The organism is Paraburkholderia sp. EG304 (assembly GCF_046543485.1).
GTDB lineage: Bacteria > Pseudomonadota > Gammaproteobacteria > Burkholderiales > Burkholderiaceae > Paraburkholderia > Paraburkholderia youngii.
The window spans coordinates 88931-107034 of record NZ_JBKGUA010000006.1; the positions used below are offsets into that span (position 1 = coordinate 88931).

The window sequence follows — 18104 nt, forward strand, 5'->3', positions numbered from 1 at the left end:
CGGGGTCGCCGACTGGGTCCGGCCCTTCTGAACCTCACGCGCAGCACGCACCGGGGAAAGCTCCATGGACGATGCTCCCACCACGACCACGCCGCAAAGCACGGATGCGGCGCGCACCGGCCTGAGCGCCGCCGCGCTGCAGCGCGGCGTGCTCGACAATCTGCTGTGTCTGCTCGGCCGCTATCCCGCCATCGCTTCGCCGCACGACTGGTACATGGCGCTCGCCTACAGTGTGCGCGACCGCATGCTGGCGCGCTGGGCCGCCTCCGTCCAGACCTACGCCGTCAACGATGCGCGCGTAGCCTGCTACCTTTCCGCCGAATTCCTGATCGGCCCGCAACTCGGCAACAATCTCGCCAACCTCGACATCGAGGCCAACGCGCGTGAAGCGCTGGCCTCGCTCGGCGTCGACCTGGATACGCTGCTCGAGATCGAGGAGGAGCCGGGGCTCGGCAATGGCGGGCTGGGCCGGCTCGCGGCCTGCTATCTGGATTCGCTCGCGACGCTGGAAATCCCGGCCATCGGCTATGGCATCCGCTACGAGTTCGGCATCTTCGACCAGCAGATTCGCGACGGCTGGCAGGTCGAAACCACCGACAAGTGGCTGCAAAGAGGCAATCCGTGGGAGATCGTGCGCGCCGAGGTGGCGTACTACGTCGGGTTCGGCGGCAGCACGCACAACGAGACCGATGCACGCGGGCATCTGCGTGTGCGCTGGACCCCCACGCGGCAGGTCAAAGGCGTAGCGTGCGACATCCCGATGCCCGGCTATCGCGTGAACACCTGCAACACCTTGCGGCTGTGGAAAAGCGAGGCGGTCGAGTCGTTCGACCTGCAGGACTTCAACGCCGGCGACTATTACGAGGCCGTCAACGAAAAGGTGATCTCCGAGACGCTATCGAAGGTGCTGTATCCGAACGACGAGCCCGAGATCGGCAAGCGCCTGCGTCTCGCGCAGCAATATTTCTTCGTGTCGTGCTCGCTGCAGGACATGCTGCGGCTGCTCGAAATCAAGGGCGAACCGCTCGGACACTTCGCGGATCTGTTCAACGTGCAGCTGAACGATACGCATCCGTCGATCGCGGTCGCCGAGCTGATGCGTCTGCTGGTGGACGACAAGGAGCTGCCGTGGGACGAGGCCTGGGACATCACGCGGCGCGCGCTCGCGTACACCAATCACACGCTGCTGCCCGAAGCGCTTGAAACCTGGGGGCTGCCGCTGATGCGCAACCTGCTGCCGCGCCTGCTCGAAATCATCTACGAGATCAACCGGCGTTTCCTCGACGAAGTCCGGCAACGCTTTCCGGGCGATGAAGCGCGCATCGCACGCATGTCGCTGATCGACGAGCGCGGAGACAAGCTCGTGCGCATGGCGCATCTCGCGACGGTCGGCGCCCACGCGATCAACGGCGTGGCCGAACTGCATTCCGGGCTGCTCAAGCAGACCGTGCTGCGGGACTTCGCCGAATTGTGGCCCGAGCGCTTTCACAACGTCACCAACGGCGTCACGCCGCGCCGCTTCCTGCTGCTTTGCAATCCGGGCCTCGCGCGGCTGCTCGACGAGACCATCGGCGCTGGCTGGGTCACGGATCTTTCGCGTTTGCGCAAGCTCGAAGCCTATGCCGACGACGCCGCGTTCCAGCAGCGTTGGCGCAGCGTGAAGCAGTCGAACAAGGAGGTGCTCGCCGAGCATATCCGCCGCGTCACCGGCATCGGCGTCGACACTGCCGCGCTGTTCGACGTGCAGGTCAAGCGCATCCACGAATACAAGCGGCAACATCTGAACGCGTTGCTGATCGTCACACTGTACCGGCGCCTGCTGCGCGATCCACAACTCGCGCTGACGCCGCGCTGCTTCGTCTTCGGCGGCAAGGCCGCGCCCGGCTATGTGATGGCCAAGCTGATCATCCGTTTGATCAACGGCATCGCCGAAGTCGTGAATAACGACCCGGTCGTGAACGGCCGGCTGAAGGTCGTGTTCTATCCGGACTTCAACGTGAAGAATGCCCACTTCATCTACCCCGCCGCCGATCTGTCCGAGCAGATTTCGACGGCCGGCAAGGAGGCGTCTGGTACCGGCAACATGAAGTTCATGATGAACGGCGCGCTCACGATCGGCACGCTCGACGGCGCCAACGTCGAAATCCGCGAAGAAGTCGGCGACGAAAACTTCTTCCTGTTCGGCCTGACCGCCGACGAAGTGGCAGGCGTGAAGCGCGCGGGTTATCACCCCGCGGACTACGTGAAGGACAACGCGGAACTGGGCGAAGTGCTGCAACTGATCGCCGACGGTCATTTCTCGCGCGGCGACCGTGAGATGTTCCGCCCGCTCGTCGACAATCTGCTGCACTCGGACCCGTTTCTGGTGCTCGCCGACTACGCCGCCTACGTGGCGCGTCAGGACGACGTCAGCGCCGCCTGGCAGGACACGGGGCGCTGGACCCGCATGTCGATCATGAACACCGCGCGCTCGGGCAAGTTCTCCTCCGACCGGGCCATCGGCGAATACTGCAAGAAGATCTGGAGGATCTGCCCGATAAGGATCACCCTTGACCAATGACCCTGAAACGGCATTGCTGCGTGCTCATGCGGTTCGCCCCGGCTCGCGGTTTCCGACGGGTGTCAGCGTGGTGCCCGGGGGCATCAATTTCTGCATCTTCTGCCGCTACGCGACGCGCGTCGAGCTATTGCTGTACGAGGCCGCCGACAGCCCGGAGCCGTTTCAGATCGTCCCTCTTTGTACCGATGAGAATCGAACCTTCTTCTTCTGGCATGTGATGGTGGAAGGACTGCCGTTCGGCACGCACTACACGTGGCGAGTGGATGGTCCGCGCGATACGCAGTCCGGCGGCTCCGCGTTCGATCCCGAGCGCGAACTCCTCGATCCGTATGCCCGCGCGGTCAGCGACGTTCTGTGGACACGGCGTCCGGCCGGCGACCCGAACCCCAACGCGCACGCCACGCACCGCGCGATCGTGACGGAACCGCTGCGCGCGCCCCCCAACCGGATCTCGCGCGGCCTCGACAACGCGATCATCTACGAGCTGCACGTGGGCGGCTTCACGCGTCATCCGTCGAGCGGCGTCCAGCATCCCGGCACCTTCGCCGGCCTGATCGAGAAGATTCCGTATCTCGCGCAACTCGGCGTGACCCACGTCGAGCTGCTGCCGGTGATGGCCTTCGACGAGCAGGACGTTCCGCCCGGGGCAGCAGCCCTCGGCCTGATCAACTACTGGGGCTACAGCACGCATAGCTTCTACAGCCCGCATCCTCGCTACTGCCTGGACCCCGCGCGCGCGCCGCAGGAGTTTCGCGCGCTCACCGACGCGATGCACGCCGCGGGCATCGGGGTGCTGCTCGACGTCGTGTTCAACCATACGGCGGAAGCGGGCGAGACGGGACCCGTCATCAACTTCAAGGGCCTCGTCAACGATATCTTCTACCACCTCGACGAGGCCGACCGGCGTCGCTATCGGGATTACACCGGCTGCGGGAACACGGTCAATTGCAACCACCCGCTGGTGACGGCGTTCATCGTTCACTGCCTCGAATACTGGGTGGAGGAGCTGGGCGTCGACGGTTTCCGGTTCGATCTGGCAAGTGTGTTCGCGCGCGACCAGCACGGCGAGCTGATGGCCGATCCACCGCTGCCCTGGGCGATGGAGTCTTCGCGTGTGCTCGCGCGCGTGCCGTTGATCGCGGAAGCGTGGGACGCCGCCGGCATGTACCAGGTCGGCGCCTTTCCCGGCATGGCGTGGGCCGAGTGGAACGGCCGCTATCGGGACGTGATTCGCCGTTTCGTGCGCGGTGACCCGGGCCTCATCGGGGAAGTCGCCACCTGCATCGCGGGCAGCTCGGACCTGTATGCGGACGACGGCAGGCTGCCCGACAACAGCATCAACTTCGTCACCTGCCACGACGGTTTCACGCTGATCGATCTGGTGAGCTACGAGACGAAACTCAACGAGGTCAATGGCGACGCGAATCGCGACGGCAACTCCAATAACCTGTCGTGGAACTGCGGGGCCGAGGGCGAGACCCCCGACCCGACGATTCTCGCACTGCGGCTGCGCCAGGCGCGCAACCTGATGGCCATCCTGTTCCTGAGCCAGGGCGTGCCGATGATGCTCGCCGGCGACGAGGTGCTGCGCAGCCAGCGCGGCAACAACAACGCCTATTGTCAGGACAACGCGCTCAGCTGGTTCGACTGGACACCCACTGAAGCCGGCTCGGCCATGTCGCGCTTCGTGCGTGAATTGATTGCGCTGCACATGCGCCACGCAAGTTTGCGCCGGCAAAATTTCCTGACCGGCCGGCCATCGCCCGGGCAAACCCGGCCGGATGTCGCATGGCATGGCGAGCGCCTGAACGAGCCCGGCTGGCACGATGCCGGCGCGCGGCTTCTCGCCGTCACGCTGGGCGGCGAAAAACCCGGCGAGCCGGCACTGCACATGGTGTTCAACATGAGCGATCGCGCGCGCACGGTCGAGTTGCCCGCGCCAGACGCGCGGCACTGGCGGCGTATCGTCGATACCGCGCGCGATAGTCCCGATGACATCGTGGAAGCTGCGCAGCAGGGCGCCATCGAAAGCGAGCAATGTCGCGTGGAAGCGCGCAGTGTCGTGGTCCTGGAAGAAGCGAGCTGAAGTTATCCAAATTACCCGGTCGGTTGTCCTCTAATGTCGATGCTGTGGCGGATATGCGGCGCGCGGTTTCGATCTACTGGCGGAACAACCCACCGGCCACCCATCGCGAAGGGCATCATGAAAATCAGCGTATATGGGCCGTCCGTCATCCTCGCGACGGTCGCGGTCGTGGTGCATGGCAGCGCATTCGCGAGGTCCGAAGCGTGCCATCCCGCGTCGGAGATGCAGATTTCCGCACTGTTCGATCGCTGGAACGACTCGCTGAAGACCGGCGACCCGCAGAAGGTCGTCGCGAACTACGCGCCGAACTCGATCCTGTTGCCGACCGTCTCGAACAAGCCGCGTTTGACCGCCGACGAAAAGCTCGACTATTTCAAACACTTCCTCGAAAACAAACCGGTCGGCACGATCGACTTCCGCGACATCATGATCGAATGCAATACGGCGATCGACTCGGGGCTCTATACGTTCAAGTTCGCGGACGGTTCCGTCGTCAAGGCGCGCTATACGTTCACCTACGCGTGGAATGGGCACAAGTGGCTGATTACCAGCCATCATTCGTCGAAAATGCCGGAAGGCAATTAGGCGATGTGGTTGAGAAAAAATCAGGCTGGGACTTGAACCTCACTCACGAACGACCTGAATACGTCCCGCCTTGACTGCCGCTTTCAGAACCGTCCAGTCCGCCTCATTCTGTTCGGCATAAGCGAGCGCGAATTGCACGACGGCTTCGTCGAATGCGTCCGACTTGCCGACATATCCGCTGAGCAATGCGGGGTCGCCTGCTTTCGCCATCGAATGCGCCAGCGCGTGAGCGCAGGACACCGCGTATTCGCCCAGATCTTCGACGTCGAACGTGGTGAAATCGAACGCGCCCTTCATGTCGCGCAATTGCCGCACATAGAAGTCGTTGCCGGTGTGATGCATCTTCGACCAGCCGAGGAAAATGTCGCTGGCCGACTGCAGCAAACGCTGCCCGCTCACCACGCGCTGGCCGTGATTGGCATAGCGGCTGGGCCCCAGATACTCCTCCAGCACGGAAGCCCGTGCCTCCTTCAGTTGCAGGAACAGCGGGCATTCTCCGTCGGCCATGAAGAGCGTCTCGTAGCAACGCGTTCCCACCGAGCCGATGCCCACCACGCGAATGGCGATATCCACCAGTTCATAGCGATCGAATAGTGCGCGCCTGTCATCGGGAAGCGTCAGCCGATAGTCGGCGAAGAAGCGCCGTACCAGCGTTTGGTACTGTTTCTGGTCGTGCTTGCTCTCGAGCGGCACGTGGTACACGAGCGGGGGCGAGTCCTTGATGCGCAGCTTGCCGTTGACAAGCTCGGTCGCGTGAGTCAGCACCGAACGTGATGACTGCTGCCTCGCCTTTTCGATGACCGCCAGTTCTTTCCGCCTTTCCTCCACCGAATCGGCAATCGCCAGCATGCTCGCTGCCTTGAACTGGCAATACCAGACGTCGAGCGTGTCCATGCTGCTCAATCCGGCGAGCCGTTGCCGGAAGGTCTCGCAGAGCCGGCGTACCACCGCGCGCTGGTCGCGCATCGCAAAGCCGCGTTCGCGCGCGGCAATCACGAACGAAGCGGCGAGCCTGCGCACGTCCCAGTCGAACGGACCCGGCAGGGTTTCGTCGAAGTCGTTGGGGCCGAAAAGAATGCGCCGTTCAGGACTCGCGAAAAGCCCGAAATTTGCGAGATGCGCGTCGCCGCCCAATTGCACGGTCACGTTCGAATGCGGGAGCTTCGACAGGTCGTGCGCCATCAGCGGCGCGGCACCCCGATAGAACGCGAACGGACTCGCGACCATCCGACCGTAGCGGATCGGTATCAGCTCCGGCACCCGGCCCACATTGGACGCATCGAGCAGAGCGATCGGATCGCGATCGGCGATCCTGCAGATTCCCAGCTGCGCGCGCGGCGCCTTCTTGCGCGCCGCCTTGCCCTGCTCCATGCGCGCGGCCAGCGAGCCCCGCCCGGCGAACAGCATGGACGGATCTTCCTGTGCCGCCAGCGTCTTCGGATCGGCGTGATCCATGGCGGGTTGGATGGACTTCTCAGCAGCGGAATCAGACACGCGTCACTCCTTTTTCGGATCGGGGATCAAGCGGCCTTGTCATCTCACTTCCTTCACTCGCCTTCGCTCGCTTTGCTTCATCGCGGCTTGTCGGCGTCCGGTGCAGCCGCCCACGCGGGCGGCGACAGATCGCGCAGTGCGTCGATCGCCGCATCGACCGTCTCGAAGATCTCGCGATGCGCGCCGCTCACCCGCAGCGCCTTGTACCGCTCGAGTTCGTGCCGCACGCCAGCCGGCACCGCGACCACGGCGATACCCATGCCGCGCTGGTCGAGTTCCGCACCTAGCTGGAGCAAGGTCTTGCCTGCCGTGTAGTCGATATTGCTGATCTCGGTTGCGTCGATCACGACCCAGCGCAACGGAACGCTCGCCTCGTTGACGAGTTTCAGCACTTCCTCGGTGAAGCGCCCCGTGTTCGCATAGAACAGATCCGCTTCGAACCGGTAGATGACGATGCCGGGTGCCGCGAGCAGGTTCGGCTCGACGTGATGGGGAATCCAGTGGCCGGTGGGGCCGCGCGTCAACACACGCGTGCGCAGCCGATAGCTATGCCGCGCATGCGCGATCAGCGACAACACGACGGCAGCGAGAATGCCGTGCATCACGTCGACGAACACGACCACGCCCGCCGCGAGCAACGCAACGACGAATTCGTCCTTCTGCATGCGAAACAGTTCGGCCATCCCCTTCACGTCGATCAGCTTCACACCGATCATGAAGACGATTGCCGACAGCACGGCGGCCGGCATCAGGCTGAGCGGCCTCGTGAGGAACAGCAGCACCAGCATCACGATCACGGCTGTGGTCAGATGGGCGAGCTGGGTGCGTCCTCCCGCGTCGTCGATGATCTCGGTCTTGGTCGGACTACCGTTCACGACGAAGGTGCCGGTGAACGCGGCGGCCGCGTTCGCCGCCGCGAGTCCGATGATGTCGGCGTTATCGTCGCCCTTCTCGTTGTTGCGGGTCGCGTAGGCACGCGCGGTCGCCGCGCTCTGCGCGATGATGACGATGAAGCACGAGGCGGCCGTCGCCAGCACCTGGTTGATCTCGCTCATGTGCAACGGCGGCACGAACAGCGACGGCAGTCCGCCGGGCACTTCACCCGTCACCGCGATGCCATGCCCGGCGAAATTAAAGACCCCGCTCGCCACGATGGAGCCGATCACGGCGATCAGCGCGCCGGGCGCATGCGGCGCGAGACGCTTGCAGCCGATGATCACCGCGAGCACGACAAGCGAAAGGAGCGTGGTCGGATAGTTCGCCTCGGCCACACGTTGCACCACGCTCACCAGTTGCATGACGGGGCCATGCCCGTGCTTCGCGAGCCCGAGCAGCCCGGCGAGTTCCCCCGCCGCGACCTGCACGCCTACCCCCGTCAGAAAGCCGATCAACGCGCTACGTGAAAGAAAGTCGGCCAGAAAGCCGAGCCGGAAGATACGCGCGATCACCAGCATCACGGCGACCGTCAGGGCCACCGTGCTCGTCAGGCCGATGTATTCCTTGCTGCCCAATGCAGCGACGCTCGTCAGCGTACCGGCGAGGATCGCGGCCGTCGCGGAGTCCGCCGCGACTACCAGTTGACGCGAAGCACCCAGAACCGCGAACGCCACCAGCGGCAACAGGATCGTATAAAGACCCGTGACGGTGGGCGTGCCGGATATCTTCGTGTATCCCATCACCTCGGGTATGCCGAGTGCCGCCAGCGTGAGCCCGGCGATGATGTCGCGCGGCAGTTGAGAGGAATTGAAGGGCAAAAGCCCTTGCAGAAACGGCGAGTGATGCAGATGAGAGCGCGTGGAAGCCGCTGGTTTCATGTGTCCACCTCCACTCAGGTCGTGACCTTGCCGACGGAGGTATTGGACCGGTTAAGGATGGCCGGCCCTAAACGCAAGATCCACATGGTCACCTCGGATAGTCGAACTGATCGAGACAACAGCGAACCTGAACCAAACAGACAAGCTCCCCCTTTTCGCGCCGGTAGTCAATAGCCGAGAGCCCCCAGCGAGGAGGCTCTGTAAGCGTTTCGATCGCCTTCTACGACGATGATCCCCCTGCTTCGGAGACCGGCTCGAACGCCACCCGCTGCTCCTGCGAATCGTAGCGGCAAACCACCCGCATCCCTTCACCGATTTCGCCATTGATCAGCGCCTTCGCCAACGGATTCTCGACGCGCTGCTGGATCTGCCGGCGCAGTTCGCGCGCGCCGAACTCGGGCCGGTAGCCCTCGGTCGCGAGATGGTCGATGAGCGAGTCGTCGAAGCTCAGCTCGATGTCCTGACTGCTGGCAATGCGCCGCACCTGCTCCAGCAGAATCCGCACGATCTGACGCGTCTCGTCGCGGCCCAGCGACTTGAACACGATGATGTCGTCGATCCGGTTCAGGAACTCCGGCCTGAAATGCTGCCGCAGCACGTTCATCACGCCGCTTTCCACGCTGACGGAACCCGCCTGGCTGAAAAATCCGGGCCCCGTGCGGTTCTGTCCGGTGATCACGTCGGACGCGAGATTGCTCGTCGCGATGATCAGCGTATTGCTGAAATCGACGACGCGTCCTTTGCCGTCCGTCAGGCGTCCATCGTCGAAAACCTGCAGCAGTACGTTGTACACGTCCGGATGCGCCTTCTCGATTTCGTCGAGCAGGATCACGCTGTACGGTCTGCGCCGCACGCGTTCGGTCAGTTGCCCGCCCTCTTCGTAGCCGACGTATCCCGGCGGCGAACCGATCAAACGCGCGACGGTATGACGCTCCATGTATTCGCTCATGTCGAAGCGCAGCATCGCATCCTCGTCGCCGAACACGACTTCGGCGAGCGCTTTCGCCAGCTCGGTCTTGCCGACACCGGTCGGCCCCAGAAACAGAAACACGGCCGTGGGCCGGTGCCGCGCCTGCAAGCCGGCACGCGCGCGCCGCACGGCATCGCTGACGGCCACGACGGCTTCATCCTGGCCGATCACGCGCTGATGCAAGCGCTGCTCCATATTCAGAAGCCGCTCCTTTTCCTCGGCCGTCAACTGCACGACGGGAATGCCGGTGAGCCGCGCGACGATTTCGGCGACCTGCCCGATACTCACATGCGATGTGTGGGTGCCGATGCTCTTCTTCCACGCGTCGGTCGACTCGCGCAGCTGCTCTTCCTTCGCGGTGATCTCGCTGCCGAGCGCATGCGCGCGATCGAATTGCTTGCGCGATGCCGCATAGTCCTGCTCGCGGCGCAATTGACCGATTTCCGCTTCGAGTTCGAGCACGGCGGCGGGACGCGACGTCGACGACAGATTGACACGCGCCGCGGCCTGATCGATCAGGTCGATTGCCTTGTCGGGCAGAAAGCGCCCGGAGATATAGCGATCCGACAACTCCGCCGCGCCGACGATCGCATCGTCCTGGATCGTCACCTTGTGATGCGCCTCCAGCCGGTCGCGCAGTCCGCGCAGAATGTTGATGGTCTGCACGACGGACGGCTCGGCGATCAGCACCGGCTGAAAGCGCCGCTCGAGCGCCGCATCCTTTTCGATGTACTTCTGATATTCGGCGAGCGTCGTTGCGCCGATCAGATTGAGTTCGCCGCGCGCCATCGGCGGCTTGAACACGTTGGCGATGTCGAGACCGCCTTCGCCACCGCCCTGCCCCGCGCCGACGATCGTATGCACTTCATCGACGAACAGCACCAGCGATTCCTGGTTTTCCAGCACTTCGTCGATCACCTGCTTCACGCGCTCTTCGAATTCGCCCCGATACTTCGCGCCCGCGACGATCGAATTCACGTTGAGCTCGACGAGCCGCTTGTTGCGCAGCGACTCCGGCACGTCACCGTTGACCATCCGCTGTGCCAGCCCTTCGACGACCGCCGTTTTGCCGACGCCGGGCTCGCCGATCAGCACCGGGTTGTTCTTGCGCCGGCGCGCGAGCACTTCGACCATCGTTTCGATTTCGCTGGACCTTCCGATCACGGGGTCGAGCCGGCCTTCGCGCGCCAGTACCGTCAGGTCCCGGCTGTGCTTGTCGAGCTGCGGCGTGCGCGACGGTTGGCGCGGCGCCGCTGGCTTCTGCACACCGGCCGCGCGCAGCGTCTGCTGACGCAGCGCCGGCGCCTGAACCCCGAGCCGGCCCAGCAGTTGCCCCGCAAAGCTCTCCGGCACTTCGGCCAGACCGATCAGCAGATGTTCGGCGCCGACCGAGCTGTGACCCAGTTGGCGGGACGCCAGGAACGCGCGATCGAGCGCGCTCTTCAGTCGCGGCGAGACGCCCATCGGCTCGCGCGGGCTCGGTGCGGCGGGCTCGCGCTTCTCCGCGTTCGCATCGATATACGCGCGCAAATCGCTCCCCTTCACGCCGAGCGAAGCGAGGATTGCTTCGACGGCCGCATGGTCGGCGAGCACGTACAGCAGGTGTTCGGTATCGACCTCGCGACGGCCGAACTGTGCCGCGGTTTCAGCGGCGCGCTGCAGCATCTCCATCGCGACGTCGCTGAAATGCCGCTCGATGCTGAACGCCTCGCCGCCTTCGACGGGCTGCTGCGCGGCATACGGATCGGCAGCGGACGGCTCCTGGGCCGATGCCTGCGCGCGAAACAGCGCTTCCAGCGGCGAAATAGAGCGTTGATGGCGGGTCAGTTGCGCGTAGTGAAAATCACAGACGTCGAGCACCTGACGCTGGTTGTTCTGAAGTACCGCAAGCCGCACCGTCGCCGGCCGGACACCGCAGATATCGCAAAGCAAGCGTGCCATTGTGTGTCGTCTCCATTGCGTCAAGACTTCGAGGGAAGCATTCCGCGCGCCAGCCCGTCTTCCCGGCGACGGCGACGCCGACATGCACGGCCGGACTCTGCCCGCCCGCGATACCTTACCTCGCTATCCGATCCTTTGCGCCCGATGCGCGGCCTCCTGCACCCCGCGCACAGCGGCGGCCACGATCAAGCCGGTGAAGACCACGCCGATCAGCCCGAGGCATGCGGCGTCGATCCGGCCAAACGACGAAGTGGGCACCACGTCGCCGTACCCGATAGTAAGCGCCGTGATCGCACAGAAGTACACGGTTTCGCCCAGTGGCGACGGTGTGCGGTTCGCGGTCTCGACAGGCGCGCCCCAGTAGTACATGCCGATGGTCAGCAGCACGAATAGCAGAAGCAGGCCGATCAGAATCGCTCGCAGATACCACACGGTGATCGCCATTTCCTTCAGGATCTCGCCGGCCCGGGGTCGGCCCGCGCCTTCGCCTGTCGCATTTCCCATTGCACGCTCCTGTTGCGATCACCGGGCCGGCTTTGCGGCATGACGCACCGCCTCACTCCACACGGCGGTGTTGCTCGAAAAGCAGAAGCATCAAACATGCGTAGACCGTGACGGCCAGAAAGAGCCCCATTCGCACGGCAAAGGCGGTGTAGACATCCTTGCCCGCCACGCTGTCCTGCACCGATTGCCCGAGCAGAATGATCATCGTCACGAGACTGTTCAGCCAGAATCCCGGCGAGCAACGCGTCGGTTGCAGGCCGTAGAGTTTGCGCCCCACCAGCAGACCGAACAGCAGCATCCACAGAAAGAACATCCACAGATGCACGAACAGCCTCAGCGCAAACCAGAAGGCGATGGCAAGCAGACCGCCGAGCAGCGTCGAGCCGATCAGATCGCGTGCGGCGCCGCGAGCCGAGGTCGTGCAGGTTTGTCTGCCGAGGCTGACCGACTTCATGATGATCGGCATGTAATTCGCCGGATCGGTCATCGCGAGCAGATAGGCCGGCATCACGACGAGCGCGGCACGCAGCGCGATATAGGCCGCCTTGTCCTGTGCCATCGCTGCCGCGGCGGGCTGTTCTCGTGCATCCATGCGCTCGGGAAACAAGCTGTGCGTGAGCGTCGACACCAGCACGGCCAGCAGCAGCCCCTTCGCCAGCGCGCCGACGACCGTCAATGCCAGCTCGAAGTCGGCCGTGCCCGCGGCGGAAATCATCGTCAGTCCCGCGACCAGAAAAGTGGCGACGAGATTGTTGCCGCCGCGCAAGCCATAACGAAACGCGAAGAACAACATCAGGCCGACGATCATCACGCCGGCCAGCGCGTAGTGACGCAGCAACGGAACCAGCAGCAAGCCGCTGCCGGTGGTCGATGCGACGACCAGCGACAGAATCACGCCAGCCTTCAACGACAGCGGCCGATTCTGCGTGGCCAGCAAAAAGACCGTGAATACCGGCGCGACGACCGGGATCGGGAAATCGAGTCCAAAGCTGACCGCAACAGCGATCGCCGTTCCCAGCGCAACACGTATCGCGCGATAACCGAGGCGCTGGGTCACGAGCTGCATGGGCTTCTCAATAGACATAAGAAAGCCAGCTCATCAGCCGGATGAACGCGTGTCCCAGCGGATTGAGCGGATTGCCCTGGGTCGGAAACGCCATCACTTCGGCCTGCCCGCCCACCCGCAGATCGCGCAGGCGCGCGCGCTCGCTGTCGTCGAATTCGACGATCACCGGAAAGCGTTGCGCGGGACGCAGCCAGTCGCGGCTATTCTGCACGGTGGGCAGGCTGCCGGCCGGCGTGGTCTGTCCCACGCTCACGCCGTAGCCGACACTGCGAACCCGCCCGTCGAACACTTCACCGGGCAGCACGTCCAATGCGATCTCGACACGCGTGCCGGGTTTCAGATGACCCAGATTGTTCTCCGTCATGTCGGCGCTAACCCACACGTCCCGGATCGCGATCAGCGTCATCACCGGATTGCCCGCCGCCGCGAACTGACCGACTTCCGTGCGCAAATCGGTTACGACGCCGCTCGAACGGGCCCTGACCCGCGCATTCGCGAGATCGAGTTCGGCCTTCTCCAATGCGCTGGCGGCGCTGCGCAACTGAGCGTTTTCCGCCTCGTGTCCGCCCTGCTGCTCCCGCGCGCGCTCGACCTCGGCACGCGCTCCGTCGACCTGGCTTAGCGCCTGTGCATGCGTCGCCCGCGCGACCTCGAGACGTCGCAGCGAAACGGTGCCCTCGTCTTCACGATAGAGCCGCTCGAGACGGTCGCTGTCCTGGCGCGCCTTGACCTCGTTCGCGATGGCGGCCCGCAACGCCGCGAGAGCCGACTCGATACCGGCCGTGCTGGCCCCGACCTGACGGCGCGTGGACTCCAGATCGGCGCGCGCGCGGTCGGCGGCAATGCGGTAGGGCTCGCTATCGACTTCGAACAGCACGTCCCCCGCGTTGACATCCTGGTTGTTGTGGACGAACACCCGGGTCACGCGCCCCGACACCTCTGCGGCGACGGGCACGACATAGGCCTGAATCCGCGCCTGCTGCGTATACGGCGTGAAACGGTCGGCGAGCAGATACCAGATCAGGCTTAGCACGATCAGACAGACGACCACCTTGACCGCCCTACGCGAAGGGTCCGCGGCAGGCGTCGGCGACTTCGGCGAAGCGGCGGTTTGCGGCTCGCGGGTATCCTGGGTATCGCTCATCGTGACGCCCCTTCGGCCTGCGCCGGCATACCGGAAGTCCGCGCCGTTTCGTCGAGCAGGTCGCCCCAATCCGTGCGTTGCCGCATCTGCGCGCGCGTCGCCGCATCGACGAGCGGCTGTTCGGTCTCCCAGCCGCCTCCGAGCGCCTTGTAAAGCGCGATCACACTGCCGAGCGCATTGCTGCGATTGACCACGTACGCGTCCTGCTGCGCGAACAGCGCGCGCTGCGCATCGAGCACCCGCTGGAAGTCCGAATACCCTTCCCGATAGATCGTATTGGCGAGGGTCAGCGAGCGCCGCGCCGCGCGTTGCGCGTCATTCAGAATGGTGTCGCGCTGCAACGCGGCGATCAGCGCGGTCGCGGCATCGTCGGCCTCGCGCGCCGCCTCGCGCACCGTGTTCTGATAGGCGACCGTCAACTCTTGCAGCCGCGCGTCCTGGACACGCACGTTGTTCGTGATCCTGCCGTAATCGAACACGTTCCACGTGACGCTCGGGCCCGCGGCAAAGAGCAGTGTGCTCGGTGCGCCCGCGAGCGAACTGGCGGTCCACGTGAGCGTGCCGAGCAACGATATGGACGGGTACAGATCCGCTTTGGCCACGCCGATCAGCGCCGACTGCGAAGCCATCTGATACTCGGCCGCGCGAACGTCCGGGCGGCGCAACAGCAGATCGGCCGGCACGTCCTGCAACACCGCATGATCCACCAGCGGCACTACGCCTTCCTTGCCCGGCTGCACGTCGAGTTCCGGCAGCGGACCCGGCGCTCGTCCGATCAGCACCGACAGCGCATGACGCGCCAGCACGATCTGGCTTTCGAGGTCGGGGATGCTGCTCAGTGTCCCGAGGTACTGCGTCTTTGCCTGCTGGAAGTCGAGCTCATCGGATTCGCCGGCCTTGAAGAGCTTTTGAGCGATGTCATAGCTGCGCTTTTGCAACTGGGCGTTCTCGCGCGCGATCCGTAGCCGCGCCTGTGCGACCCGCAGCGTGAAATAGGTATCCGCGACCTGGGCGTGCAATAGAACCAGCGCATCGTCGCGGGTCGCTTGCGCGGCGAAGAACGCGGCGTCGGCCGATTCGATCGCGCGGCTGAAACGCCCCCAGAAATCCAGCTCCCAGCCGATCGCGAAACCCGCGCCGTACTGCACGAAGAGACCCGAGCGCGGATTGGAGCCCCCCGAGCGCTTGCGCGCCGACGCGAGTACATCGGCACTCGCCTGCTGCACCTGCGGATAGCGTCCCGCGAGCGCGATGCCGAGCTGCGCGCGCGCCTCGAGCACGCGCAGTCCGGCGATCTTCAGGTCGCCGTTGTTCGCGTCGGCTTCCGCAATCAGACGTTCGAGATTCTGGTCGCCGAAAATCAGCCACCATTGGCGCACGTCGGGCTGTGCGCTTTGCTGCGTGACCTGCGTGATCGACGCACTACTCCAGTGCTCGCTCCACGCTTCATGCTGCGGCTTGAAGTCCGGACCCACCCGCATGCATCCGCTCAGGCCGAGCGCCCCCAAGAGCGCTGCGATCCCGTACGGACGCGTGAACGGTGACACGGAGCCATCCTCGCGCTTCAGGTCTGCTTCTGTTCGTGGATCTGCGCGGCTTGCGCGGGTTGCGGCTGGTCACGGACCCAGCGCCAGAACAGCTGATAACCGACGGCCAGCATCACGGGCCCGACGAATAGCCCGATCACGCCGCCCGTCACCATGCCGCCGAGCGCTCCGATCAGCACGACGGGCATCGGCACCGCAACGCCGCGGCCCAGCATCAAGGGTTTGAGCACGTTGTCGGCGAGGCCCGCGACGAACACATAAACCGCGAAAATGATGTTTGCGGTGCTCACACCGTCCGTGACGATCACGAAGGCGATCACCGGAATGGTGATCAGCGTGGCCGGCAGTTGCATGATGCCGAGCAGCAGCACGGCCAGCGCGAGCAGCCCCGCGCCGGGTATGCCCTTCACGATGAAGCCGATGCCGATCAGCAGCATCTGGATGAACGCGATACCCACCACGCCCTGAGCCACCGCGCGAATCGTCGCCGTGCACAGATCGGCGATCTGAACCCCGTTCTCGGGTCCCGAGATGCGCGAGGCGATCTGCACCGCGCTGTGATAGCCCTTCTCACCGTGGGCCATCAGGATTCCAGCGATGATCAGCGCGACAAAAAATATCACCAGCCCGGCGCCGAGGCCCGTCACCGTTGCCAGCACGGCAAGGCCGGCCTCCTTCAGCTGCGGGGCGAACTTATGCGCAAGGCCGGTCAGGTCCGTCGATGCCTGTAGCCAGAAGTCGTACACGCGCTGGCCGACTATGGGCCAACTCGCCACCGACTCGGCCGGAGGCGGAATCTGGAAGCTGCCGCTCTTCGCAATGGCTATCGATTTCTCGATCGAATCGGCGACCGCGAGACCCAATGCATACGTGGGCACCAGAATCACGGCAAACGCGACGAGGATGATCAGCGTGGCGATCAGACCATCCTTGCCGCCGAGCGTATGGCGCAGACGGACCTGCAGCGGATACAGCGTGATCGCCAGAATCACCGACCAGGCCATCAGGTTAAGAAACGGCGCGAAGATCCGAAAGCAGAACACGGCCAGGATCGCAATGAGTCCTGCGCGGATCAGCACGTCGAGCATCTCTCGCGCAGGCGTGCGTTGGGAAAGCGGTGTGAGCAGCATAGGTTCCTCTCCGGCGAGGTCGCGGCGCGGTGGCGCGGCGACACCGTGATTTGCCAGCAATCGCGAAAACTCGAACCCACTGGAACGTTTTTGACGCCAATACCAAGGCCTGCCTGCAATTCCGGCATCTTCAGGAAGAGAATCGCGCCGGCCTTGTCGTCGACAGAACGCGGCGTTTCACTACTATTGAACCCGCACCTCAAAGATTCAATTGGACTTTGGTCTCATAGGAGAACGCCGTGAAATGGTTGGCGATCGTCGCCGTTCTGCTGGCCTTGATGCCCGGCGCGCCGGCCGGCGCCGCCGGGGTCGGCTTTCAGAAGGTCGACATACCGAACGGCGCCGAGCCGCCGCTTACTGCCGGAATCTGGTATCCGACCGACGCGCCGGCCACACCGCACGCGCTGGGCGGCGCTACCCAGACCGTCGCCGCCGACGCTCCGATCACGGGCGATCACCTGCCGCTGGTGGTGTTGTCGCACGGCGGCGGCGGCTGGTACGGCGGTCATTACGACACGGCTGTCGCGCTGGCTCGCGCGGGCTTCGTCGCAGCGGCGGTCAGCCACGCCGGCGATACCTTCGATGACCAGAGCCGCGTGCTGCAACTCTGGCGCCGCCCCGCGCAGCTTCATCGGCTGGTGGACTACATGCTCGACGACTGGCCGGGGCGCGAGCGGCTCGATGCAGACCGCATCGGCGCATTCGGCTTTTCAAACGGTGGCTTCACCGTGCTCGTGGCCGCGGGCGGCATCCCGGATCTGTCGAAGATCGCCCCGTTTTGCGAAGTCCACGCGGACCATGACTTGTGCGAAGCATTGCGGCATGCGGGCGTCGACGTCGATTTCGCCGCGCATGTTCCAGCCGGTGTCTGGGTCCACGATGCGCGCATCAAGGCAGTCGTCATCGCCGCGCCTTCGTTCGGCTTCGCGTTCGGCCGCACGGGCTTGAGCGGCGTGCGCGCTGCGCTCCAGCTGTGGAGCGCCGCCGACGATCGTCATCAGCCGCATCCGTGGTACGACGAGCCGGTGCGGGACGACCTGCCCCGCGCTGCCGACTATCGCGTGGTGGCCAACGCAGGCCACTACGACTTTCTGCCGCCCTGCGATGCGCGTCTTGCGCGGCTGCGCCCGCAGATTTGCGACAGCGCGCCGGGCTTCGACCGGGCGGCGTTCCATCAACGATTCAATGCCGAGGTGGTTCGGTCTTTCGAGGCGATGCTGCGATAGGAAAGTACCGACTAGTGTGCAGGATCAGCTGCGTGCC

General features: G+C 64.5%; 12 protein-coding genes. 4 read left to right on the plus strand and 8 right to left on the minus strand.

The genetic code is table 11. The features are described 5' to 3' along the window. Positions 1–64: 64 nt before the first annotated feature. The 3 genes from ACLFKU_RS09585 (at position 65) to ACLFKU_RS09595 (ending at position 5231) form a co-directional block, all read left to right on the plus strand. Entirely contained in the window at positions 65–2560 is a 2496-nt protein-coding gene (locus tag ACLFKU_RS09585) for a glycogen/starch/alpha-glucan phosphorylase (protein ID WP_410848910.1), read from the plus strand. After that, on the plus strand, positions 2550–4646 hold the full coding sequence (glgX, locus tag ACLFKU_RS09590; RefSeq protein ID WP_410848911.1) for a glycogen debranching protein GlgX: 2097 nt from the start codon (positions 2550–2552) through the stop codon (positions 4644–4646). Before ACLFKU_RS09585 ends, glgX begins: the two co-directional genes overlap by 11 nt. Before the next feature lie 117 nt (positions 4647–4763). Then, positions 4764–5231, plus strand: coding sequence for a DUF4440 domain-containing protein (locus ACLFKU_RS09595; protein ID WP_410848912.1), 468 nt, complete (start codon positions 4764–4766; stop codon positions 5229–5231). A gap of 39 nt (positions 5232–5270) precedes the next feature. Here ACLFKU_RS09595 and ACLFKU_RS09600 read toward each other — a convergent pair whose 3' ends face one another. The 8 genes from ACLFKU_RS09600 to ACLFKU_RS09635 all read right to left on the minus strand — a co-directional run bounded on the left by ACLFKU_RS09600 (position 5271) and on the right by ACLFKU_RS09635 (position 16841). After that, positions 5271–6725, minus strand: a complete 1455-nt coding sequence (locus tag ACLFKU_RS09600) for a DUF2252 domain-containing protein (protein ID WP_410848913.1) — start codon at positions 6723–6725, stop codon at positions 5271–5273. Positions 6726–6802: 77 nt separating this feature from the next. Continuing rightward, positions 6803–8539, minus strand: a complete 1737-nt coding sequence (locus ACLFKU_RS09605) for a SulP family inorganic anion transporter (protein ID WP_410848914.1) — start codon at positions 8537–8539, stop codon at positions 6803–6805. Positions 8540–8759: 220 nt separating this feature from the next. Next, the gene (locus tag ACLFKU_RS09610) at positions 8760–11450 is read right to left on the minus strand and encodes an AAA family ATPase (RefSeq protein ID WP_410848915.1); all 2691 of its coding nucleotides are present in this window, start codon (positions 11448–11450) and stop codon (positions 8760–8762) included. Positions 11451–11573: 123 nt separating this feature from the next. Next, a complete protein-coding gene (locus tag ACLFKU_RS09615; RefSeq protein ID WP_368582755.1) occupies positions 11574–11954 on the minus strand; it encodes a potassium channel family protein in 381 nt (126 codons plus the stop codon). A 52-nt stretch (positions 11955–12006) separates the two neighbouring features. Then, complete coding sequence (locus ACLFKU_RS09620; protein ID WP_410848916.1) at positions 12007–13020, minus strand: DUF2955 domain-containing protein; 1014 nt, start codon at positions 13018–13020, stop codon at positions 12007–12009. A gap of 7 nt (positions 13021–13027) precedes the next feature. Further along, entirely contained in the window at positions 13028–14164 is a 1137-nt protein-coding gene (locus ACLFKU_RS09625; RefSeq protein WP_368582753.1) for an HlyD family secretion protein, read from the minus strand. Next, the gene (locus ACLFKU_RS09630; RefSeq protein ID WP_410848917.1) at positions 14161–15711 is read right to left on the minus strand and encodes an efflux transporter outer membrane subunit; all 1551 of its coding nucleotides are present in this window, start codon (positions 15709–15711) and stop codon (positions 14161–14163) included. The genes ACLFKU_RS09625 and ACLFKU_RS09630 overlap by 4 nt, the downstream gene beginning before the upstream one ends. Positions 15712–15728: 17 nt before the next feature. Then, positions 15729–16841 (minus strand): AI-2E family transporter, encoded by a 1113-nt coding sequence (locus tag ACLFKU_RS09635; protein WP_368582751.1) that lies wholly within the window; start codon positions 16839–16841, stop codon positions 15729–15731. Positions 16842–17080: 239 nt separating this feature from the next. On the opposite strand from ACLFKU_RS09635, the gene ACLFKU_RS09640 reads away from it, so the two are divergent. Next, positions 17081–18067: an alpha/beta hydrolase family protein gene (locus ACLFKU_RS09640; RefSeq protein ID WP_410848918.1), complete on the plus strand. Its 987-nt coding sequence runs from the start codon at positions 17081–17083 to the stop codon at positions 18065–18067. Positions 18068–18104: the final 37 nt, after the last annotated feature.

Bases quoted from the DNA above. Each gene is read 5' to 3' on its own strand.
- ACLFKU_RS09635 (WP_368582751.1), bottom strand. From the start codon at position 16,841: ATGCTGCTCACACCGCTTTCCCAACGCACGCCTGCGCGAGAGATGCTC.
- ACLFKU_RS09615 (WP_368582755.1), bottom strand. From the start codon at position 11,954: ATGGGAAATGCGACAGGCGAAGGCGCGGGCCGACCCCGGGCCGGCGAG.
- ACLFKU_RS09610 (WP_410848915.1), bottom strand. From the start codon at position 11,450: ATGGCACGCTTGCTTTGCGATATCTGCGGTGTCCGGCCGGCGACGGTG.
- ACLFKU_RS09595 (WP_410848912.1), top strand. From the start codon at position 4,764: ATGAAAATCAGCGTATATGGGCCGTCCGTCATCCTCGCGACGGTCGCG.
- ACLFKU_RS09620 (WP_410848916.1), bottom strand. From the start codon at position 13,020: ATGCAGCTCGTGACCCAGCGCCTCGGTTATCGCGCGATACGTGTTGCG.
- ACLFKU_RS09605 (WP_410848914.1), bottom strand. From the start codon at position 8,539: ATGAAACCAGCGGCTTCCACGCGCTCTCATCTGCATCACTCGCCGTTT.
- ACLFKU_RS09585 (WP_410848910.1), top strand. From the start codon at position 65: ATGGACGATGCTCCCACCACGACCACGCCGCAAAGCACGGATGCGGCG.
- ACLFKU_RS09625 (WP_368582753.1), bottom strand. From the start codon at position 14,164: ATGAGCGATACCCAGGATACCCGCGAGCCGCAAACCGCCGCTTCGCCG.